This window comes from Streptomyces sp. PTL18 (assembly GCF_059510295.1).
The window spans coordinates 1-20924 of the sequence record NZ_JCAJZO010000048.1; the positions used below are offsets into that span (position 1 = coordinate 1).

20 protein-coding genes are annotated in these 20924 nt (G+C 68.8%); 11 read left to right on the top strand and 9 right to left on the bottom strand.

The features are described 5' to 3' along the window. Nucleotides 1-23: 23 nt before the first annotated feature. A complete protein-coding gene (locus AC5WS8_RS37450) occupies nucleotides 24-2015 on the top strand; it encodes a hypothetical protein (protein WP_496107954.1) in 1992 nt (663 codons plus the stop codon). Between the two features lie 28 nt (nucleotides 2016-2043). Here AC5WS8_RS37450 and AC5WS8_RS37455 read toward each other — a convergent pair whose 3' ends face one another. Continuing rightward, nucleotides 2044-4143, bottom strand: a complete 2100-nt coding sequence (locus AC5WS8_RS37455) for a nuclease-related domain-containing DEAD/DEAH box helicase (protein ID WP_496107955.1) — start codon at nucleotides 4141-4143, stop codon at nucleotides 2044-2046. A 397-nt stretch (nucleotides 4144-4540) separates the two neighbouring features. Between AC5WS8_RS37455 and AC5WS8_RS37460 the strand changes: the two genes are divergently transcribed. Next, nucleotides 4541-6250: a choice-of-anchor P family protein gene (locus AC5WS8_RS37460; RefSeq protein WP_496107956.1), complete on the top strand. Its 1710-nt coding sequence runs from the start codon at nucleotides 4541-4543 to the stop codon at nucleotides 6248-6250. Next, the gene (locus AC5WS8_RS37465) at nucleotides 6243-6581 is read left to right on the top strand and encodes a hypothetical protein (RefSeq protein WP_496107957.1); all 339 of its coding nucleotides are present in this window, start codon (nucleotides 6243-6245) and stop codon (nucleotides 6579-6581) included. The genes AC5WS8_RS37460 and AC5WS8_RS37465 overlap by 8 nt, the downstream gene beginning before the upstream one ends. A 22-nt stretch (nucleotides 6582-6603) precedes the next feature. On the opposite strand, the gene AC5WS8_RS37470 is transcribed toward AC5WS8_RS37465, so the two are convergent. The 3 genes from AC5WS8_RS37470 to AC5WS8_RS37480 all read right to left on the bottom strand — a co-directional run bounded on the left by AC5WS8_RS37470 (nucleotide 6604) and on the right by AC5WS8_RS37480 (nucleotide 8889). Further along, nucleotides 6604-8142 (bottom strand): LacI family DNA-binding transcriptional regulator, encoded by a 1539-nt coding sequence (locus AC5WS8_RS37470; protein ID WP_496107958.1) that lies wholly within the window; start codon nucleotides 8140-8142, stop codon nucleotides 6604-6606. A gap of 37 nt (nucleotides 8143-8179) precedes the next feature. After that, nucleotides 8180-8557 carry a helix-turn-helix domain-containing protein gene (locus AC5WS8_RS37475; protein WP_496107972.1) on the bottom strand — a complete coding sequence of 126 codons (378 nt, stop codon included), beginning with the start codon at nucleotides 8555-8557 and terminating at the stop codon, nucleotides 8180-8182. Between the two features lie 74 nt (nucleotides 8558-8631). Continuing rightward, nucleotides 8632-8889, bottom strand: a complete 258-nt coding sequence (locus AC5WS8_RS37480; protein ID WP_496107959.1) for a helix-turn-helix domain-containing protein — start codon at nucleotides 8887-8889, stop codon at nucleotides 8632-8634. 512 nt (nucleotides 8890-9401) lie between these two features. On the opposite strand from AC5WS8_RS37480, the gene AC5WS8_RS37485 reads away from it, so the two are divergent. From AC5WS8_RS37485 to AC5WS8_RS37505, 5 genes are all read left to right on the top strand, one after another. Further along, a complete protein-coding gene (locus tag AC5WS8_RS37485) occupies nucleotides 9402-10343 on the top strand; it encodes a hypothetical protein (RefSeq protein ID WP_496107960.1) in 942 nt (313 codons plus the stop codon). Next, the gene (locus tag AC5WS8_RS37490) at nucleotides 10340-11041 is read left to right on the top strand and encodes an ATP-binding protein (RefSeq protein ID WP_496107973.1); all 702 of its coding nucleotides are present in this window, start codon (nucleotides 10340-10342) and stop codon (nucleotides 11039-11041) included. Before AC5WS8_RS37485 ends, AC5WS8_RS37490 begins: the two co-directional genes overlap by 4 nt. 235 nt (nucleotides 11042-11276) lie before the next feature. Continuing rightward, nucleotides 11277-12560, top strand: coding sequence for a hypothetical protein (locus AC5WS8_RS37495; protein WP_496107961.1), 1284 nt, complete (start codon nucleotides 11277-11279; stop codon nucleotides 12558-12560). Between the two features lie 321 nt (nucleotides 12561-12881). Next, nucleotides 12882-13223: a plasmid mobilization relaxosome protein MobC gene (locus AC5WS8_RS37500; RefSeq protein ID WP_496107962.1), complete on the top strand. Its 342-nt coding sequence runs from the start codon at nucleotides 12882-12884 to the stop codon at nucleotides 13221-13223. Beyond that, a complete protein-coding gene (locus AC5WS8_RS37505; RefSeq protein WP_496107963.1) occupies nucleotides 13220-14947 on the top strand; it encodes a relaxase/mobilization nuclease domain-containing protein in 1728 nt (575 codons plus the stop codon). Before AC5WS8_RS37500 ends, AC5WS8_RS37505 begins: the two co-directional genes overlap by 4 nt. 130 nt (nucleotides 14948-15077) lie before the next feature. Here AC5WS8_RS37505 and AC5WS8_RS37510 read toward each other — a convergent pair whose 3' ends face one another. Genes AC5WS8_RS37510 through AC5WS8_RS37525 form a run of 4 tightly spaced genes read right to left on the bottom strand, consistent with a single transcriptional unit; the run spans nucleotide 15078 to nucleotide 17768 of the window. Next, a complete protein-coding gene (locus AC5WS8_RS37510) occupies nucleotides 15078-16559 on the bottom strand; it encodes a ThiF family adenylyltransferase (protein WP_496107964.1) in 1482 nt (493 codons plus the stop codon). After that, on the bottom strand, nucleotides 16549-17049 hold the full coding sequence (locus AC5WS8_RS37515) for a hypothetical protein (RefSeq protein WP_496107965.1): 501 nt from the start codon (nucleotides 17047-17049) through the stop codon (nucleotides 16549-16551). The genes AC5WS8_RS37510 and AC5WS8_RS37515 overlap by 11 nt, the downstream gene beginning before the upstream one ends. Then, a complete protein-coding gene (locus tag AC5WS8_RS37520) occupies nucleotides 17046-17489 on the bottom strand; it encodes a hypothetical protein (RefSeq protein WP_496107966.1) in 444 nt (147 codons plus the stop codon). The genes AC5WS8_RS37515 and AC5WS8_RS37520 overlap by 4 nt, the downstream gene beginning before the upstream one ends. Nucleotides 17490-17504: 15 nt before the next feature. Further along, the gene (locus AC5WS8_RS37525; RefSeq protein ID WP_496107967.1) at nucleotides 17505-17768 is read right to left on the bottom strand and encodes a hypothetical protein; all 264 of its coding nucleotides are present in this window, start codon (nucleotides 17766-17768) and stop codon (nucleotides 17505-17507) included. Nucleotides 17769-17902: 134 nt separating this feature from the next. On the opposite strand from AC5WS8_RS37525, the gene AC5WS8_RS37530 reads away from it, so the two are divergent. From AC5WS8_RS37530 to AC5WS8_RS37540, 3 genes are all read left to right on the top strand, one after another. After that, on the top strand, nucleotides 17903-18436 hold the full coding sequence (locus AC5WS8_RS37530) for a helix-turn-helix domain-containing protein (RefSeq protein ID WP_496107968.1): 534 nt from the start codon (nucleotides 17903-17905) through the stop codon (nucleotides 18434-18436). Then, nucleotides 18433-18984: an ImmA/IrrE family metallo-endopeptidase gene (locus AC5WS8_RS37535; RefSeq protein WP_496107969.1), complete on the top strand. Its 552-nt coding sequence runs from the start codon at nucleotides 18433-18435 to the stop codon at nucleotides 18982-18984. The genes AC5WS8_RS37530 and AC5WS8_RS37535 overlap by 4 nt, the downstream gene beginning before the upstream one ends. A 601-nt stretch (nucleotides 18985-19585) precedes the next feature. Further along, a complete protein-coding gene (locus AC5WS8_RS37540) occupies nucleotides 19586-20443 on the top strand; it encodes a hypothetical protein (protein WP_496107970.1) in 858 nt (285 codons plus the stop codon). Here the strand turns inward: AC5WS8_RS37540 and AC5WS8_RS37545 are convergent. Then, nucleotides 20431-20924: aldo/keto reductase (locus AC5WS8_RS37545; RefSeq protein WP_496107971.1), on the bottom strand; the 494-nt coding region annotated here is incomplete at its 5' end. The two genes, AC5WS8_RS37540 and AC5WS8_RS37545, sit on opposite strands and share 13 nt — an antisense overlap.

The window sequence follows — 20924 nt, forward strand, 5'->3', positions numbered from 1 at the left end:
ACACAAGATCGCGGAGGCGACGAATGACCGATGAGGCCACCGCAGAACTCGGGGAAGGCGGGACCGGATGGCAGCCTGGACCCTACGTTTTGCCGCGCATCACCGCAGTCAACAACCTCGCTGACGCGCTGTTCGGGAGAGGTCTGAGCGAGGAAGCGGCCGAAGCGCTGGCCCGGGCGGCCGTACAGCCGGAAGACATGCGGCGAAAACTGACGGACGTCAACCACCTGCGCGTGCAGGGCGGCACACTGCACATCGTCGAAACCCGCCTATGGTCCGCCGCGGTGGTCCCACACCCGGCCAACCCCCGCGAATACGGCCGCCGGAGCTACGCCCTGGGGGGTGCATCGGCCACTCTGCGGATCCTCCCGATGCCGGAACCAGCCCCAGGAGGCGGTCCGGAGTTGCAGATCCGGGTGCCTCATCCCAACGACCTTGCGCATCGCCTGGATGACGCAAAGGAGCGGCTCGTCAAGGAGAACCCTCTCGACGACGACATCGCGGCCGAAGGGGTGCTCCAGCCCTTGATGGTTGTCCCCATGATTGTCTGTTACGACAAGGCCCCGAACAGGCCGCCCACGCTGCTGATCACGGCGGACGGTTCAAGCCGGATCAGCGCGGTCCACCAGTTGCTTGGTTACCGCCCTTCATTGATCGCGTACGACTTGGCAAACAACGCCCGGAAATTCCGGCAGGAGATCAACCGATGGATCCGGCTGGTCCAGAAGCAGGGATGGGACTCGCTGAGCGCGGCAGATCAGGGCAAGTTGCGCGCGTTGACCGTGCCTGCCCGGGTCGTGGTGGGTTTCGAGCCCGATGCCCGGGCCGGTGTCCGCTTCCACACCGCCGTACGCAATTTCATCGGCCTTACCCACATTCGGCCGCCCAGGCCATACGCGTCTGCCGTCGAAAGCGAGGCGAAGGGGGACGCGGTCCTCGACTCGCTTGCCGAATCCACCCGCAGCCGACACGCGCGAATCACTCCACAGGAAAAGCGCTGGTTCGCTGGCGTGATCACCGAGCAGGAGGCAGCCGAGGAGGGCTTCAGCCCACACCAGGACGTACGCGCTGCGGAGATCGTCAGGACCGTACTTGGCGGCGGGACCGGCACCGCACGGCGGGTCAATGAGGGAATCCGCTCGCTGACCGCCCAGCAACGGCCCAAACGCGAGGACCGGGTCGACATCGCCGTCGAGCTGATCCTCCGCCCCGTCCGTACGGCTAAGAACGATGTCCCTTCGTATGTCCGCCCACGGCGTGCCGTGCTCCAGCGTGCCTACCGCCTTCCGGAGATTGAGGAACTATCCGCCGACGCGCTGCTGGAGGGCGCGCCCGATGGCGGTCGATCGCTGGAAGAACTGCGAGACGCCGCACTAAAGGAGGCTGCGGAAGGGCTCGGCGCGGGCGGCAGGCTGGGATCGGCTCAAACGGAACTCGCAGTCAAGGCCACGTACTACATGGTTACCGCCGACACTATGGCGCTACAAACAGAAGGCTCCGGCGCGGCGCGCGCCGAGGACAGCCGCAGCGCGGTCGGGGTGCTGAGGGCGATGCTCTCTCGGCAGCGCGGTGTGATCCAGGCGTACGAGGTCGTCCGCGCGGGTCGACTGGGCTGGCCGTTGCACGAGGTCGACGAGGACGGCGCACCGATCCAGACAGACGACGGGCAATACCGTGAGCTGACGGATGCGTTGGTCCGCCACACGTACAACGGCGAGGCACTGACCGAGGCAGCCGTAGGACTTCCCGCAGCACGAGCGCGGTGGGCAACGGTGACGAAGAGCGTGGCCAACCTGCAACAGGCTATGAGTGCCATGGAGTCCGTTCCTGCCTACGAGGGCGGCGACAGCCTGATCAAGCGGGAGGGATGGGATCCCCCGGAGATCGAAAGGGCTCGCCGCAAGCTCGATAAGGTCAGCCGCACGCTGGCGGACTGGGCGGATTGGCATTGCGCACAAAGCGACGAGGAGGGCCAAGGCGCCGACGTCGATGCCATAGACGCCCTCGATCTGTAGAAGTAGAAGGGGATACGAGTCCCATCCGTCATTGTCCCTCCGGCTGCCGGTTCACACTGCCGAGCCAGAGCAAGTCACGCGCTCGCGTCATGGCCATAAAGAGTTGGCTCCGGGCCAGCTCGTTGCGCTCGCGTTCGGTTTCCGAGGCTTCCGCGTCAGGTGTGCGGGAGCCGTTCGCCAAGGCCGCGTCGTGCTCCGGGAGGTAGACGCGCTTGAACTCCAGACCCTTGGCACGGCGGTAGCTGCCGAGTTTGACGGCGTCGACGGGGCGGCCGTCGTAGTGCTCCAGTAAGCACACGGAGATGCCCGCCCGTTCGAGGAGCCGCTGGTAGTGGCCGATGGCACGCATGGACGGGCACAGCACAGCGGTGTCCGGGCGGGCCCCGGGCGGCAGGTCGCGCAGGGCCTCCAAGAGGGCCTGGTCGTGCTCAGTCGCTGTTGGCTTCGTAACGCGGATCACCTGTCCGTCGTGATACGTGAGGTCGACGTCTCGGTGGCCTGGCGTGCGCAGCCCGTCGATGTCCTCGAAGGAGTCTTCGGCGACGACCGTGAGCGCCGTGTCGAGGATCTCCTTGCTGTTGCGGTAGTTGGTGCGCAGCACTTGCCCGCGGTCGCCACGGATGTCGATGCCGGCGTCGGAGAGGCGGAAACCTCCGGGGTAGACAGCCTGTTGGCCGTCGCCGACCAGCAGCAGTCCGTTGGGCGCATCGCCGACGAGAGCGTGTAGGAGCCGTACTCCGACCAAGGTCAGGTCTTGGACTTCGTCGACGATCACTGACGCATAGCGGTGTTGTGCTGTGTTGCGCCTCGCTTCTGCGAGGGCGAGGGAAAGGACGTCGTTGAAGTCGTGCACGCCGCGCTCGATGCGGAGTGCTTCGTACGCCTCGTACAGAGCCCAGACGGCCTGCCGATGCGGACGGCGCAGACTCGTGCGACGGCGTCGGCGGGGCACGGTGACGTACTCCTCGAAGGACGTGATGCCGCGGCCCTTGATGACGTGGTCGATCTCCTCCTTCCAGTATCCCGGGGCCGGGTCGATCTCAGTCAGGGCGCTGTCCCTGCCGACGTTCTTCCAGGCGAGGCTGAAGGCGGTCTGGGCCTTGTCTCCGTGCAACCGGACGGGGACACCGTTGTCGTGCAGGAACTCCTGGGCCCAGGAGTGCAGGCTTCGGAAGTCGACCCTGTCGGCAACGGCAGGAGACATGGTCTTGAAGAAGGTGGCCTGCACCCGCGGAAGGTTGTTGGCGAAGGTGACGTAGAGGAGTCGGCCAGTGGTGCGCTGGGCGAGGTGTGCCGCGCGGTGGAGGCCGACGACGGTCTTGCCAGTGCCTGCAGGACCGCTGATCCGTGCGGGGCCGGCCCAGTTGCGGCGGACCAGAGCTACCTGATCGGGGTGGAGGAAGGTCATCCACTGTTCGATCGGGGCCTGCAGTGCTTCTTCCAGAGCCGCCTCGCGCAGTCCGTCAAGGTCGAACAAGCCGTCGGACAGCTCTTCTTGAGGCTGCACCGGAGGCAGGGACGGTGCTGTCTGCGTTACCGACGATCCCTCGTACTCGGGGAAGACCCGCTCCAGGTGGTCGGCGATTGCACGTACGGATTCGGCGCGAAGTCGACTGCGCTCCGACAGGAGAGCCGGCCCAACTTCACGCTCGCCCAGTAGCCGGATCCTGCCCAGCTCGGCATCTACGCGGTGTCCTGCGAAAACCATGAGGGGTTGGACCGCGACCGGAGACATTCCCAAGGAAGCCACAGCCGACTCGGCCGCCTTCGTCACGGCCAGGAGCTTGGCCGCGTGCTCATCCCGGGGCTCGCCGCCGGCGCGGAGCTTTCCCTCCGAAGTCTCCGGTGCGAAGCGCCAGTTCTTGACGTCGAGAACGAACACTCCGCCGGGACCGACCAACAGCATGTCCACGTTGGCCGCCCGCGTTCCCGGCCACCTGCGGTCAACCAGTAAGCGCCACCCGCGCGCCGTCAGGACCAACAGCTGTGCAGCGACCCTGCGTTCGCCCTCGCTGGCGGCTTCCCAACGGCGTGCCTGCTGCCGGGCCGTCTGCCACTGCTCCCTGAGCAGCCGCTCCTGCCGCCGCGCCTCCTGCGCCCTCCGTGATGCCGATCCACCAGCCGCCATGCCACGCTCCCTCGTACGCAGAGTAGTGATCTTAAGACGATCAGCTATGGACAGGGCAGGGCGCACGACTGACCAAGTTCATCCCCACCGAACGACTTCGGCCATGCCCGCGGCCATCGGCCACATGGCGTCGAAGCCGGCGCAGCGTCGGTAGACCACCCGCCACCGAGAGGACTGCGCAGCCGTGGCCGGTTAGGGATCTGCGGTGAATGAAGGGCCTGATCACTGGTCTTCAAACGCATGCAACTGCTGACCGTGCACTGACCGACTCGCCGTCACGCAACAAGGGTTTGTCATGCTCCTTACCTGACGGCAGGGTGGGTATCCCCGTGGCGGTCAGGACGGCGCGGGGGCGCCGGGCCGTCACCGGGTGGCCCGGTCACAAGGAGGGGATTCCGTGCCGGTTCTTCACGGTCACCCGCGCACGCCCACGCGTGCCCCGGCGTACAGCCGGGCTCGCAGACATCTGACATCAGCCGTACTCGCCCTGTTCCTGGGCCTGCTGGGCGCTCTCGTCGCACCTGCCACCGCAACCGCCGATCCCGGCGATCCGAATCCCCACATGATCGACTGGACCGTCGTCGACTCGTTCCGGGGCACAGCAGGCAACGACATCCCGTTGCGTGAAGGGCAGACCGACTGCAAGAGCCCCGAGTGCAACCCGCCCGTGGACGGCTTCGGCAGACGCCACATTCTGGAACACGGTGTGGTGCCCGACCACGAGGACATCCAGGAGACCGTCGGCACCGAGGGCTTCTGCGTGCCTGCCCCGGACAACCGGGTGATCTGCACCAACACGGACGCCAGCCTCGTCGTCGTGTACGTCACCCACAACGACCCACGCTCGGGCGACGGAAGGCCGTTCGGGATCATCACCGCCTACTACTTCCTGCCCTGTTTCCAGGCCGCTGACTGCACAGGTCCCGAGCAGCCCCACAAGGTGGACACGGCCCTCACCTACACGGGCGCCCACAGCGCGGTGAATGGTTCACCGACCAGCCTTTCGGCGAAGCTCACCAACAACTTCGGGACGCCGATCAACGGCCGTGCCGTGCGGTTCGCCCTGGGCACGGGGGCCACACAACAGACGTGCACCGGGACCACCACGGCCTCGGGTACGGCGACCTGCACCATCAACTCCGTCGACCAGCCACAGGGAACATCGAACGCGGTGCCTGTTGCCGTCACCTTCGGCGGCGATGACGACTACAACCCCTCCAGCACCTCCGCCGAACTGGGCCTGACCTCACCGACGAAACTCGACTACACCGGCGCGACACACCTCGCCAACGGCACTCCGGCCCAACTGGCCGCCAAACTCACCGACTTCCACGGAGCCGCAGTGCCTGGGCGCAGTGTGCGCTTCGCCCTCGGCACCGGAGACCACGAGCAGACGTGCACGGGAACAACGAGCGACACGGGGACTGCTGCCTGCACCGTCGCCTCTGTGGACCAGCCGCTAACCGACGCTGCCACCGTCCCACTGCACGCGTCCTTCGCCGGTGACGCCGGCTACCTGGCCTCCGACACCTCCGCACAGTTGAAGCTCCAGTACGCGACGGGCCGCGCCTACGGCATGTCAGCGCACGTCGACCTCATCGGCGTACCGCTGCTGGAGATCGTTCCGCAACCCGACACCGGAACCGTCCGCACAGAGGACGCAACCGCGACCGACACCCCGTGCTCGGCCGAGTACACCTCACTCCTGCTGTCCGTGCAGAAACTGTGCCCCAAGGTCACCACGACGCTCGCCCCCGGCAAGGTCGCGGCGACCTCGACCGTGGCGCAGGCACGCATCGGACTGCCCGGTGTACCCCTCATCGATGTGTCCGGGCTCACCGCGACCTCCAGCAGCCAGTGCGGCAAGGCCACGGGCAGCACCGCGCTCACCCTGAAGATCGCCGGGGCTCCGGTTACCGTGTCGGGTGATCCGAACACGGAAATCCCGCTCGTCGGAGGTGGCCGTCTCATCGTGAACGAACAACTACCCTCGACCGGGGCCGACGCCGGCCTCAAGGTCAACGGGCTCCACCTCGTCCTTCCCGCCGGCGGCGGTGAGGTCGTCCTGGCCTCGACGGACAGCGCAATGCACAACTGCGGTGACTGACGACCCCGCCGGCTGGGGCGGACCGCAGGAATACACGGACGTATTCCTGCGGTCCGCCCTCCGGGGCATCCAGGATCTTTGCGAGCGACGTGGCGGCGACCTGGAGTCACTCACCTGCGAAGTCGTACCCGGCGCTGCGGGTGACGATGTCGTCGCCGCAACGACCGTGGTGCACTTCCGCGGCCGCCGCTGCGTCTTCCGCCGAGGGATCTGGCCGCCGAGCCACCCCGCCGCCACCCGAGCCGCCATCTATGCGTCCGTCCTGGAAGAGCGGCTAATGACACGCGTGGTCCCAAAGCTCGGCGACGACGCATCGCCAGTGGAACTCTGAGGCGCGCACTGATGCGCGACGCTCAATGCGCAGCTCCTCCTCTTGGCCTGGTCATCGTGGCACGAGCACGCAGCAGCCGATCGAGTACAGCGACCGGCGAGCGCGGGTGCATGCTCCGACGGACGTCGAGCGCTGCTTCCCACTGCTCGGTGAGGCCGACCTTGAGACGCTCACGCATGCCAGGCGTCACGTGGGCATAACGCGCCGAGACCGAGCCGTCGATGTGGCCCATGCGCTCGTCCATCAGCACCTTCTCGGTGCCTAGGTCCTCCATGTGCGTGCGGTGGGAGTGGCGCAAGCCATGCGGGGTGAGCCCCCTGGCGATGGGCAGCCAGCAGGCGTCGGCCCGGCCTTGGGCGTTGCGGCCACGGACCGGGACACCGGGCCAGGGCTCGCCGAGCAGCGGGACCGGGCGGGCCTCCTGGGGTGCCTTCTTCGGGTACCAGCCGGAAGTGGCGGGCGCGAACAGCCAAGTGGCGAAGCCGTTACGGCGCCAGTGGGCAGCGTTCTCCGTCGGGGTGCCGCCACGGATGAAATGCAGATCGGCGATGGCGAGTTCGACGCGGGCGCGGGTGTCCTCCCGTACGCGATCGGGGTGATTGAGGACGTTGGACACGGTGCCGGTGGAGACGTCCGCGCGTCGGGCGACGTCCACCAGCTTGGCACCGGTGTGTCCGCCGGTGCGGGCGGCGCCCTGGCCGCGGAAGACGTAGCGCTGTCCGTGGCAGGGGCACGGCGTCGGTTTCGTACGGGCGACGTGGTCGGCGACCAAGACCGACAGCCAGTCCATCGCGTCGATGGTGCGGTAGCTGTCGTCCTTGGGCGGGCAGCGGATCAGCTCACCCGAGTCCAGTTCGTACAGCTGGTGTTCCACACGTACGGCTCCGGGCCGAGCGAACTGAGTCTCCAGGCCGACGATTTCGCCCCAACGCATCCCCGTGTAGCCCTTGAGGATTACGGCGACGAACTCGTCGTCGCGACCGGACAGCAGGGCTGCGCGTTCGGCGATGAGGAGCAGTCCGAGCGGGTCAGTGATCACCTTCTCGGGACCGCGGTCGCGGGAGCGGCCAGCGCGTTTGCCGCGCCCGCGCCGCTTCGTTGCGGGGTTGGACACGATGAGGCCCTCGTCCACGGCGTCTTCCAGGATGAGGTGAAGCGTCGAGCGCCACGTCTTGACGCTGGATGCCGCGTAGGCGGCCTTCTCCCGCTTCTCCCAGGTGTCCACATCCGTGCGGAGGATGCCGGCGAGGGCCTTGTCCTCGAACTCGGGGAGCAGGTGCTCCTCGATGTGGCGGCGGTAGTTCTGCATCGTGGACGCGGCCAGGTCCTGGGCGTCGTACCAGCGGCTGGCGTATTCGCCGAAGGTCTCCTGTCCAGCCGCCGGGTCGCGCCAGGTGCCGTGCCGCACCTTGGCCTCTTCCTCGTCCGCGGCCTGCTTGGCCTCCCGCTTGGTGGCGAACTTGAGCACCGCGCCCGTCGGGTCGACGACGGTGCCGTACTTGCCCTCGCTGACCTTGTATCTACCGCGCCAGTAGCTGCCGCGCTTCTCGGCGAAGCCCACGCCTCGCATCCCTCCTTCGTTGATGTGCCAGGTACAGCTAGGCGGCAGTGCCGTACTGGGACCTGCGCGGCGGTCGTGCCCTTAGACGTGGGGCGGGTGAAGTGGAGGGCCTCGTCTCCCCGGTCGGCCGCGACTTCGTCATGGTCGACTCGGACGGGCTGACCGGTGATGGCGTCCTCTGGGCTCGCTGTGGCGCCGGCTCCTCGTGGATGCGGATGATCGCGGCGAGGTGGTTCGCGGTGAAGCGGTAGGCGCGGCCGACCCGTGTGTGCGGTATCAGGCGCCGGCGCGCGCGGTCCTTGACCCACCAGGCCGAGCAACCGAGGGTCTCGGCGATCTCCTCAGGCCGGTAGAGGCGGGGCAGGGCGGCTTCACCATCCGTTCGGTGCGGAAGGCGTGCGAGGGAAGGGGGCATCGAGGGGTGGGGCAAGAGGAGTGGGTTCCTTACTCGGTGGAGGACGCTCGGTCAGCGGTGGTGGGTGGCCCGTCTCAGGTGGTGCTCGGTCCCTCCAGCAGCACGAGGGGTGAGACGAGGAGTGCTTCGGCTATCGCGACGAGGTCGTCGACGTCGCAACGCCGCTGGGCACGTTCGATCCGGGACAGCATCGTGTTGGTCATCGGACGGCCGAGGGCAGTGACATGGGCGGCGAGCTCGCGCTGGGCGAGGCCGCGTTCGGTGCGGAGGGTTTCGATGGTGCGGGCGGTCCGTATTCCGGCCGGACCGATTTCCAGGGATCTTGCTGCCATAGCTCCATTTGTAGCTTCCAATCCCCGGTTTGGTTAACCGGGGATCGTCGGCTATGTTGCGCCCGGCGTAGCGGCCGGGACCTATCTTCGGGCCGGTTTTCGAGCATCCGGTTGGCGGCGTCTTCGTCATCCCGGAGACATGCTCTGACGTGGGGTGTTGTGTTGTAGCTTGCGCTCGCAGCGGGAGTCAACGGGTTCTCGATGTGACGCTTCTGGCTTTATCTGACGGGGCATTATTTCGGTAACCGGCGATCGTGCCCTACAGTTTTGGGACCGCCCTCCACCGCCTTCTTTTTCGGCAGCCTTTCTGCCGTCAGAGATGGCGCGGGATTGGGCTGGACTTGCGCGGCCCGGGTGTGGCTATGTTGACGACACCCCCGGAAAGCGCGAGCGGCCATCAGCGCGCCCCGCGCCGCCGACCGGCCAACTCCCCTCCCCTGACGCCCGTACCGCCCATCGACGGTGAATCGCGGGCTCCTGCCCGCCTGCAACCGAGTGAGGAACCGCCCCTCTTGGCACGAATCCGCACCATCAAGCCCGAAGCCTTCGTCTCCGAGTCCCTGGCCGCCGTCTCCCTGACCGCCGAGCGCACCTTCCTCGGCCTGCTCACCCAGGCCGACGACCAGGGCCGCCACCGCGACCACGCCGCGATCGTCGCGGGACAGCTGTGGGTCCTGCGCCCCGAGCACGGGCCCTCGGACGTCGAGACGGACCTCGCCCAGCTCGCCGACGCCGGGCTGATCTGCCGCTACACGGGGCCGGACGACAAGCGGTACCTGCACGTCGTCACCTGGCATCAGCACCAGAAGATCAACCGGCCAAGCAAGAGCCGTCTCCCTGCCTGCCCGCACCACGACGGCCATGCCGGCACCGTGCCGCGCGTCACCGCTCGGGCTGCGGGGGCTGGCATCACGGAGCCCTCACCGCAGTCTGACGGAACTCTCCATGAAACCTCCGGAGAAGTGCGCGAGCGCGCAGTGAATTTCGGTGCCGATGGCGAAGTCGCAGGTCAGAGCGATTTCACGGAGCCCTTCGTGAGGGAGCAGGGAGGACTCCGTGAGGCGACGGTGACGCCTCACGGTCCGGATCTAGGACCTAGGATCATGGATCTAGGAGATACCCCTTCGGGGGGCGCAAGCGCCCCCGCGCCCGACACCGTCTCGGCTCAGCAGCTCATTGCCGAATACATCGGCGGGTGCAACCACCGCCCGCCGAGCGACTTCCTGGGCCACCTCAGCCGGGTGGTGAAGAAGCTGCTCGACGAGGGCATCGCCCCCGCCCACATCCGCGCCGGACTCGAACGCCACCGCGCCAAGGGCCTGCACCCCACCACCCTGCCGAGCCTCGTCCACGAGGCCATGAACGCGACCCCCGCCAAGCCAACCGCGCCGGTCGTCCACAGGGCGTGGACAAACCCAACCGACGTCGAAGCCGCCTTCGGAGGTGACCTCTGACCACCACCCTCACCCGAGAGCCCCGCCGGGTCGGCCCGCTCGCCGACCGGCTCAACGGCATCCTCGCCGGACGCGGCATCGACCCCGCCACCGTCGCCGCCGAGGAGCCGCAGACCGAGCCCGTCACCGCGCTGGAGCTCGCCGACGCCCGGATCCCCGCCCGCTACCGCCGAGCCCTGGCCGACCACCCACAGGTCACCGCCTGGGCAGACGAGATCGCCCGCGCCGGACGCCCCGGCCCCGGCGGACCCGGTATCGCCGAGGGTCCGTCGCTGCTGATCGCCGGCCCCACCGGCACCGGCAAGACCTACCAGGGATACGGAGCCATCCGCGGCCTGCTCAGCCGTGGCGTCCGCCTGCGCTGGGAAGCGACCACCAGCGCCGACCTGCACGCACGCCTACGCCCCCGCGCCGGCCACGACGGCGAACGGGAACTGCAGACCCTGGCCCGCTGCCCGCTGCTGCTCCTGGACGACCTCGGCGCGGCCAAGACCAGCGAGTGGACCGAGGAGCTCACCTACCGGCTCATCAACCACCGGTACGAGCACATGCTCCCCACCCTCATCACCACCAACCTCCCCACCGCCGAGCTGCGCACCGCGCTCGGCGACCGCGTCGCCTCCCGCCTCGCCGAGATGACCGAACGCGTCATCCTCACCGGCCCCGACCGGCGACGCCGCACCACGGCCCCCGCCTGACCGGCCACCCCAGCGCCTCCTCCCCGCCCTGGCTCGCTGCACCGTTCGCGTTCACACCTGCCCTGGCCCGCGCAGCCTCCTCGCGCAGGGGTGCTCAGCACTCCCCCGCGTTCGCCCTCCTCTTGCCTCTGCACCTTGGAGACCCACCCTGCTTCCTCTCCCCTTCGCGCCCCTGGCTGCCCAGAGCAGCGGCACCCCGCTCCTGCCGGACTGGGCCACCTCCCCCGCGACGACCGTGGTGCTCCTCGTCCTGCTCGTGGTGTCCGCCCTGTTCGCCGGATGGACGATCCGCCAGCAGCACCGGCAGCCGTCCGCCACCAACCGCCGGCGCGGGACCATCACCGTGCCCGTCGCGGCCATGGCCGCGATCGGCTGCACCGCATACAGCGCGGACACCAGCTGGCGGTTCGCCGCCGACTACCTCGACATGGGCGGCACGACCGAGCGTGTCGCGATGTTCGCCGCCGCCGAGCTCGCGCTGTTTGCCACGGCCCTGATGGCACGCCAGAACCTCAACGGCCCGAAGCAGGCACCCGGCACACCCGGAACCCTCACCTGGGTCATCACCGCCGTCCAGATCCTGCCCGCCTACGCCGAGTCCGGGCTGCTCGGCGGCACAGTACGAGCCTTTGTCGGCCCCGTCCTGGCCGCGGTTCTCTGGCATCTGGCCATGGGCATCGAACTGCGCCACCGCAGCCCCGACGCCACCTCACGCAGCCTGGCCGCCATCCTCATCCGCCAGGCACGCGAACGCGTGCTCGCCCGACTCCGCATCGCCGACCAGGACGCCGACGCCGCCCGACTCATCCGCGAGCGCGCACTGGCCGAAGCCGTCGCCCTGATCCTGCGCGCCGAGTCGATGAGCGACAAGAAGCTCGGCAGACGGCGGCGGCGACGTCTGACAGAGCGCCTGCACCAGGCTCTGGAGCGGGCCGACGTCGACGGCGATCCGCTCCAGGACGAGCTGCTGCTGCGCAAGCTCGCTACCCGCAGGCAAGCCCTCGGCCTCGCCTCCCTCACGCTGCCACCACGCTGGCAGGCCCCGGCCTCGTACACCGCCCGCGAATCCGGGCACAGCCGATCAGGCTCCGCCCACCCGGAGTCAGTGCAACGGGCAGAGCAGGACGCTGCCCGCCCACACCCATCAGACCCGGGCGACGACGAGGTGCCTCCGGCTGCCCGCCCGCAGCCTGCCCGTCCGGCGCCAGGGCTGCCCGCCCGGACAGACACCGAAGACAGCCCGCCGCTCACGGGCAACACCTCGGGCAGCGCTCCGGGCAGGCGCGAGCGGAAACGGGCTGTCCGGAAGAAACGCGACGGCGGCAAACCCCGCGCCTCCGACGAGGTCATCCTCAACTACACCCGCCGCATGTACGAGGAGACCAGCGGCGTCGGACGCGACCGGGTCGAGGACGCCCTGCGCGCCGCCAACTACACCGTCTCCAGTGACGACGTCGGACGAGTCGTCCGTGACTTCAAGGCCCAGGTCAAGGCAGAAGCCGACGCTCCACCCCGGTGACACCCGCAGCACCAACGCTCCCCACCACACCCCGACACGGAAGGCCCCATGCACTTTCCGCACCACCCAGACCCCACCACCCACGAGGACTCCCTGCCGATCACCCCTGCCCCAGGCGGAGCAAGTTGTCCCGGGAGCAATGCTCCCGGAGTTCCCGCCCCGGGGGTAGCGGGAACAGGCCGGCGCCAGGGGGCGCCGGACCGTCAGGCAGCGGCCGAGGGCGGCCCGCAGCCAGGAGGGAATCGGCAGGCCGAGTCCCTGTCGCGCAAGCGTCAGCGTCCGCGTAAGGAGAAGCTGCGTCCGCACCAGCCCAGCTGCCGTATGAACGACGCCGAGCTCAAGCGCCTCACCGACGCAGCCGCCCACTGCGAGATGTCCAACGCCGCCTTCCTCGCCTACGCCGTCGACAAGGCCGCCCGCGACCTGACCCGTACCGCCGCCGAGATCGCCACCGAACGCGAGGTCATCAACGAGCTGTTCGCCGCCCGCCGGCACCTGGGCCGCATCCACGGTCTGTTCAACCAAGTAGCCAAGGCCCTCAACTCCGGCGCCGACGCACCCCACCTCGACACCGCGGCCGAAGCGGTGCGGAACGCGGCCCTGCGCATGGACGATGCCACCGATGCACTGCTGGCCCACCGTGACGGCGGTACCGCTGAGTGATCCCCAGCATCCACAAACGCGGCAGCGAGACGATCGGGCTGATCCGCTACCTGTACGGCCCCGGCACCGACGAGGAGCACATCGACCCCCACCTGGTCGCCGCCTTCGACCCACTCACCCCCGACCCCGGCCGTGATCCCAAGGCCACCTATGAGCACCTGCAGCGGCTGCTCGACCAGCCCGTCAACGCCCTACCCGCCCACCGGCGCCCGAAGAAGCACGTGTGGCACCTGTCCGTGCGGGCCGCCCCCGAGGACCCGATCCTCAGCGACGAGCAGTGGGGCGACATCGCCCGACGCACGGTCGCCGCCACCGGCATCGCCCCCGACGGCGACGACGGCGCGTGCCGGTGGGCGGCCGTCCGGCACGCCGACGACCACATCCACATCATCGCCACCCTGGTCCGCGACGACGGCCGTCGGCCCCGCCTGCACAACGAGGCCCGCCGCGCCCAGAGCGAATGCCGCCGCATAGAAGCCGACTACAACCTGCGCCGCGTCGCATCCGGCGACGGCACGGCCGCCGAGCGCACCACCAGCGCCGAACGGCACAAGGCCAACCGCCAGGGCCGCGGCCGCGCCGCGCGCGAGGAACTGCGCGAGACCGTCCGCCGGGCGGTCGCCGGCGCCGCCTCCACGAACGAATTCCTCGACCGCCTCAAGGACGCCGGGCTTCTCGTGCGCACCAAGGCACTGCCCTCCGGCGACCTGAAGGGCTACACGGTCGCTCTGCCCGGCGACCGCAACAAGGACGGCGAGCCCGTCTTCTTCTCCGGGTCCAAGCTCGCACCCGACCTGTCCCTGCCCCGCATCCAGGAACGCTTCACCACTGACTCCGCCGCTCCGGATACCACCGACGGCGAGCAGCCACAACGCCCTACCGCGCCCTCGGCACCCGCCACGGCCCGGCGCACCACCACTCATGCGGCCTGGGCGGCACTGCTCGTCCTCGACCACAGCGGCGACGAAGGCACGGCTGCCGCTCAGATCGCCGCCACCAGTGAGGTCCTCGATGCCCTCGCCAAGACCTCCGCCCTCCACACCCGCAACGAACTGCGTCAGGCAGCCTGGGAGTTCGAGCGGGCCTCCCGCTCCCACACGCGAGCCGAGTTCCGCCACGCGCAGGGCCTGCGCCGCGCCGCCCGCGACCTGGTGCACGGCGGACCCGCATTCGGCCGGGGCGAGGACGGGGCCGGCACCGCGATGGTCCTGGACACACTGATCTTCCTCGCCCTCGCAGCCGCCCACTGGCACGCCCAGCGGCAGCACGCCCAGCAGGCCGAGGCCGCCCGCCGAGCCGCCGCCCACCTGCGGTCCGCCTACCAGCAGGCAGCCGCCGAACCACTCGCCGTGCTACGTGAACGGGGCCGTGGTATCGCCCCGTCCCTGCGTCGTCACCACGCCACCACCGTGCGCGCCGCCCTGCCCGAGGTCGCCGAGACTGTCCTGGCCGAGCCCGGCTGGGACGCCCTGGCCGCCACCCTCGCCGACGCCACACAGGCGGGTCACAACCCGCAGGCTCTCCTCGCCGAGGCCGCCGCCGGCAGGGAACTGAACACCGCCGACTCCATCAGCGACGTCCTCGTCTGGCGTCTGCGCCGCACCGTGGATCTCCCGTTGTACGCACCAGCCCAGAAAGCCACTCGGACCAACCGTCCCAACGATCACATGTCTGCCGCGCACGCAATGCCGATATCACCGGCATCGCGGGCATGGCGCCGTTGATCACGGCACGACGAACGCGTTGAAAGTGCCTGAATAGTTCCCGGTAAACAGATGATGGGCCCGGCCGCCCCATGGTCGGGCCCGTCACCACCTGCACGCTCCGCTCCTTGCTGCCACCTCCAGCCGGGCTTCAACGGCGGGTGCGTCGGGCTTCTCGGATGTCGTTGATGAGAGCAGCGTCCTTCTGACACACGCACCCGGAGGTGGGAAGCCGATGGTCGATCATCTGGTCGGGCCGGGGGCCGAAACGGGTGTCGTACTCGATGCGCCGTGGAGGTCCGCTGACCAGGCCCGTGCTGCGTGCCATCCAGGCGCCGACGACTAGGCAGGCGGCCTGCTGGGCCACGAAGGCGGCCGAAGGACGGAACCCGTCGTTTGTTCCACCGGTCAGCTCCGCTGAGTTGATCAGCCCGCACACCGGCCGCCCGAGGAACTGCCTGACGAGTTCGCGCTGTTGATTTTCCAGGCTTTCCAGGTCTCGTTCGGTCAGTGGCTCCTGCCCGCGGGCGATTCGGGGCAGCGGGAGCCCTGTCAGTTCATGCAGTCGCTGTTCCGCGCTCTTGCCGGTGTGGTTGGCCTTGAAGTAGCAGCGCAGGCAGGGGCCGGTGGGCAGTGCCTCATGCAGGGCGACGGTGGTGCCGACCGGGCCGCCGGTGCTGCCGTCCAGGGTGAGATCGGCATGCAGCCGCTGCAGGTCATGCCGGGCCTCGACGCTGTCCAGCCCGCCGAGGACGATCCGGGGCCACGGCAGGGTGCCCGCATCGACGGCCTCGATCGACGCCTGGATCGTCCCGTGGAACGGGGTCACCTCGATCCGCCGCAGGTGTGTGTCGATCAACCGGACCTTCGGCAGGCCCGCAGCCGCGTCGGCCAGGGTGCCGATGCTGTACGAGGTGACGTTCGGCCTCTCGAAGACCTCCTTGTCCACCACCGTCAACTCACCGGAGACCCGCAGCAGTTCCAGGACCAGGGCGATGCCGGTGCCGATCGCACCGCCCCCGCCCAGCAGCACCTGCTCCAGCACAGGCAGCGGGGCGACGACGATTCCGGGTTGTTCACCAGGGAGGACGGGGCAGAAGTCCACCACCGGGGTCACCTGGAACCTCCCCTCCGGCAGCCCGGCAACGACCTTGAAAGCCTCGCCAGCCAGCATCGCCGCCGTGAGGACTGCGCCCAGCCCGGTGCCGGGCGCGTTGAGCCGGGGGAAAGGACGACCGGTGTGCCGCAGGCGGACGCCGTGCCCGTCCGGTGCACCGGCCACCGCAGCACCCGGCGGTGGTGCGGTTCCCACGTGCAGGTGCAGCGGCGTCTTGTCCTGGGCCTCGCCGATGCGAAGCGGCCGGTCCGGATCGATCCCGGCCGCCGTTTCCACGAGCCTGCGGATGAGTTCGTCGTCGAGCCGTCCCGGTCCGCGGCCGGGGTCCAGACTCAGCCGGACCGGCCACCGGCGCAGGTCCGCCACCAGTACTTCGAGAGTCTCGGCGGCCGCGGGAAGATGCGCGTCCGCAGTCAGTTGGATGAGGATGCCCTCCATCCGCTCCCGCAGGGTGGCCTCTTCCACGCCAGCGGCCAGGCCGCCCAGGCGGACGCTGCGGCTGTAGTCAGTACTCACGGACACCCTCCTCGTCGAACACCACCGTGTGCACCGCGGGCAGCGCCGGGTCGACAACCCAAGCGGTGCAGGGCACCCAGTCCTGCTCGAAACGCCACCACCCCCACGACGCCGGGTCGGCGGGCGGCGCCGCGTAGGTCGGGACGACAGCGCTGACGAACCCCGGCACCCGCAACGAGTACGCACGGTCGGTCCGCGACAGGAAAGCCTCCCCGGGGTGCGAGTGGATCATCGCCCGCACCCGGTAGGACCGTTCCTCGGCGAAGGTGAACAGCCGGTCGTACGCGACCGCGTTCACCGTGAACAGACCCGGACCCCGCACGATCCCCGCCATCCCGGCCACCGCCACCACCAGCACGCGCATGTCCGACTGCCCGGTCAGCAGCAGCGCGCCAGTCTCCTGATCGGCCAGCCCGTGGCGCCGAATCTCCTGGAGCACCGGATCGACCGCGCCGGCCGGCAGCACCAGCTTCCTCGTGTCGGTGGTCATCCGGCACGCCTCCCGTCAACGCGATCTATGTCGTCCTGCACGTTCTCCACCACGTACAGGAAGGGATTGCCGGTGCGCCGCCAGGAGTGCGGCCCACTGCTCCACTCGGGGTGGAGCCCCTGGCCTTCTGCCGTGAACGGCTTGCACACGTCATTGGATCCGTAGCGGTAGCCGTCCGCTCCCGGCCAGGCACTGGGCGCTCCGCCTCCGGAGGCGCCTATCGACTCGACGAAGACGAGGGAGGGCGGCCGGTCCGGATAGACCGTCCACTCGATCCGGGCGATGAACGCTGCGCGCTCACCGTTGCGCGGTTGCACCTCGGCCCAGAACAGGCCGTCGGGGTCCTCGCTGCGGCGGTGGAGACGGCCGGCGGTCGAGGAGAGGAACTCCTCGACCGCCGGGACGTCGCCCGCCAGCCGCAGACGGCTCTCAAGATCCACGACTGACTCCCGGCTCTAACCGTTGGTGGTCTCGGTGCGCAGCTTCAGGTGCAGGGCCTGGGCGTGCCCGGCGAGCTCGCCCACCGTTGCCTCGGGCGGGACCTCGTGCCCGTCGTGGAACAGGTAGTAGCGGGTGGTGCCGTCGCTGCCGAAGCCGAAGGCGGTGAGGGTGTCGGACAAGACACTCGCGGCGGTCACCTGCGGGGCGTAGTCGTGCTGGTACGGGTGCTCGGCGAGTGCGGAGGTCACCGTGATCTTGATCTCCTGGGGCTGGGGCATACCGATCTCCTAAGTCGTTCGAGGGTGGTACGGGGGCATGCTGATTCAGCAAAGCGTCAGTGAGTCCACTGTGATCCTCCCGGGCCGATGCAGTCAAGCTTCATCGCCGTATTGCTGCGCGTTACGCTGCCTGCATGAGCCCCGACCGGAGCCAGCTCCCCCTCCCGGACCCCGAAACGACCGGACCGGACGCTGTCGAACAGTTCGACATCGCCGAACTCGGACGCCTCCTGAAGGAACACCGCGGCCCCCTCTCCCTCCGGCAGGCCGCCGCCGAAGCGGGCGTCAGCTTCAGCACCCTCACCCGGGTCGAAGCAGGCGCCCAGCCCGACCTCGCCACCTTTACCCGCCTCTGCGCCTGGCTCGGCGTCTCCCCGAGCCGCTTCTTCACCCCGACCGCCACCCGCCAGATCTCGCCCCTCGACCAGGCCATCACCCACCTCCACGCAGACCCCCGGCTCACCGACGACGCGGCGAACAAGATCAGCTCTGTTCTGCGCGACCTCTACGACGCCCTCGCGAAGGAGGCGGTCCCCGCCGTACCCGCCCTCGCCTGCCACCTCCGGGCTGCCTCGGTGCTGCGTCCTGGCGTCCCCCAGCGGCTCGCCGACCTGCTCACCGACATGAACACCGAACTCGAACGACTCGTCGAAGCAGGCGAACTGTGACCCTCCCCCGAGGCTTCAAGGCCAACGCCGAACGAGAAGCCCTCCGACTGCGCCGCGAACTCGACCTCGGCGACACCGATGCCCTGAACATCGACGACCTCGCCGACCACCTCAAGGTCAAAATCGTCAGCGCCGAGAAGCTCGTCGGCCGCACCCGCCTCGAAGAACTCGAACGGGTCCAGGCGTACGCCTTCTCAGCCGCGACCTTCCAGGTCTCCGGCAGGACCATCGTCGTCACCAACCCGCTTCGAACAGCGGGTCGCAGGGCCAGCGACGTGGCCCACGAGCTCTCCCACCTCGTCCTGAAGCATGATCTGACCGAGATCCGCGAAGTCAATGGCATGCCCTTCAGGACCTGCCGCCCCGACGAGGAAGAACAAGCCACTGCCTTTGGCGGAACACTCATGCTTCCCCGCCCTCTACTGCTCGGCGCAGTGCGCCGCCAGTGGGGGCCGACGCAGATCGCCGAGCACTATGGAGTGACCGAGGAGATGGCCCGGTACCGGTACAACACCACTGGAGTGGCCAAGCAGGTCAGAGGCCGCTGACGGTGCCGGAGGTAGGCGCTGTCGCTCTGCCGCTTACATATCGAGTTGGCGGCACCGGGGCTGCCGTTGGATCAGCCCGCCAGGGCCAGGAAGAACAGGGTGCTCAGGCTGAGAACGGTCGTGGTGTGAAGTTGCATGCGAAACCCCAAAGTTGATGCACAGCGGACGGTCTGACCAGGCCAGTCCTCCGGACGCCGGCGATACGCGCGAGTGGTTGGGGTTTCGGGTTCAGTGGCCGAGGTGGCGCAGCCCGTCCTCAAGGGTGGGGTGTCAGCGTCCCACCGGACCAGACGCGGTTCCGGCATCTGGTGGCTGGCCCGGCACCGCAGCCACACCAAGTCATCGCGCATGCAGAAGACGTCGGCCGCGTACGCGGCCGGGGGTGCCCGCGTGACGCCCATCAAGGCCGAGGCACCAGCGTACGTCGCTGCGTCGAGGGCGACGATGTCAAACTGGCCGCTCTCAATCTCTACCGGTCAGGCCAGTTGTCCGATTCAGGAGCGTATAGGCGCCATGAGCCGAGGGCGGGCAGGTCAGCGTTGGCCTGGCGACTACCTCGGCGCTCGGCACCTGCCGTCGCGCCACTGCTACGGTCGCAGGCATGACGCTCTCGGTCTCCACAGGTCGTGCTGTTGATCTACGGGTGCAGCCAGTCGACGAGGTTCTTGATCATGTCGAACGCTCTCTCCAAGTGCGCCTGCTCCCCGAGACGGTAGTACGCAAACGCCGATCCGCGGGGGCCAGGACAGACCGCAACACCTGGGTGCGGATCGAGCGGCGCTTGGTCGACAAGATCCCTGACCAGGGATGGAATGGCACTGAGAGCGCCGCGCGCCTAGAAGGCATCGCGCAGCCCAAATGGCGCGGATGCGTGGTCTGGCGGGACACGGACGGGCCCGTGATGTGGCGGGCCGACGAAACCGAACTCCTGCCGGGGGCTCCCGTCGGAAACGCCATCGTGAGTGAAGCCCCGAAGCTGCCGGACGACTGGTGGGAGGCGTTGAACGCCTCGTTGGACGCTCTGGCGGCACAGAACACCAGGCGGGTCGCCACACCGGATACGGTCACCATCACCCAGGCCCTCGTCACCGAGTCCATCCGCGGTGTCTTCTCCGGCGACTTCGACACGGCTGTGGAGCGGTGGGTGCCGGCCCACGCGGACCTGAACTGGGCGAACATCACCGCGCCGACGTTCAGCCTCTTCGACTGGGAGGACTGGGGTAACGCACCGCTGGGACTGGACTCGGCTTCCTTGTGGGCGAGTTCCCTTGCCGTCCCGACTCTGGCCGATCGCGTATGGCGAGAGCGCCGGTCCGACTTCGAGAGCCGGGAGGGCAAGGTGATGACGTTGTTCGCCTGCTCGAAGATCCTCGGGCCGTACGCGCACCCGGAGGACCCTCGGTTGGAGCCCGCGCGACGCATGGCCGCGCAGGTCATCGAGGAGCTTCAGGCGGGCTGACCGCGTGAGTGGTCTCGAAGGAGACTGCGGTACTCCTGGATGGTCCGGTCCTCGACCTCGCCGGCCAGGGCACCGACGAGTTCAGCCAGATGGGCGGGTTCATCGGTGCCCACGGCGACGGAGCTGACCCGCGGGAGGTGATAGGCGGCTCTGAACGCCGCCTGTGCGCGGGAGAGCTGGCTGCTGTCTCGGAGGAAGACGCGTGGGTCGATCCTGTTCCACACCGGGGTGCTGGTACTGCCTCCGAAAGGACTCATCCCCCACACCTCGCCACCGTGCAGGCCCCATGCCCTGGAGAGGGCATCCGCGGCATCCAGGGTCCTGGCTCCGACCAACAAGCCGGCACGGACCATGAGGACCACCGGCCTGGGTACGGTCGCATCGATCAGGCTCACCAGCGGCGACGGGTCCCAGGACGCGACGCCCCAGGCAGCGCACAGCCCTTTCGCCGCAGCGTCATTGAGGGCTGCGCATGCCTGCA

What these genes read in the sequence shown, in the direction of transcription:
- AC5WS8_RS37450 (WP_496107954.1), top strand. Translation starts at nt 24, where the DNA reads ATGACCGATGAGGCCACCGCAGAACTCGGGGAAGGCGGGACCGGATGG.
- AC5WS8_RS37455 (WP_496107955.1), bottom strand. Translation starts at nt 4,143, where the DNA reads ATGGCGGCTGGTGGATCGGCATCACGGAGGGCGCAGGAGGCGCGGCGG.
- AC5WS8_RS37475 (WP_496107972.1), bottom strand. Translation starts at nt 8,557, where the DNA reads ATGCCCCCTTCCCTCGCACGCCTTCCGCACCGAACGGATGGTGAAGCC.
- AC5WS8_RS37480 (WP_496107959.1), bottom strand. Translation starts at nt 8,889, where the DNA reads ATGGCAGCAAGATCCCTGGAAATCGGTCCGGCCGGAATACGGACCGCC.
- AC5WS8_RS37500 (WP_496107962.1), top strand. Translation starts at nt 12,882, where the DNA reads ATGAACGACGCCGAGCTCAAGCGCCTCACCGACGCAGCCGCCCACTGC.
- AC5WS8_RS37515 (WP_496107965.1), bottom strand. Translation starts at nt 17,049, where the DNA reads ATGACCACCGACACGAGGAAGCTGGTGCTGCCGGCCGGCGCGGTCGAT.
- AC5WS8_RS37525 (WP_496107967.1), bottom strand. Translation starts at nt 17,768, where the DNA reads ATGCCCCAGCCCCAGGAGATCAAGATCACGGTGACCTCCGCACTCGCC.
- AC5WS8_RS37530 (WP_496107968.1), top strand. Translation starts at nt 17,903, where the DNA reads ATGAGCCCCGACCGGAGCCAGCTCCCCCTCCCGGACCCCGAAACGACC.
- AC5WS8_RS37540 (WP_496107970.1), top strand. Translation starts at nt 19,586, where the DNA reads ATGACGCTCTCGGTCTCCACAGGTCGTGCTGTTGATCTACGGGTGCAG.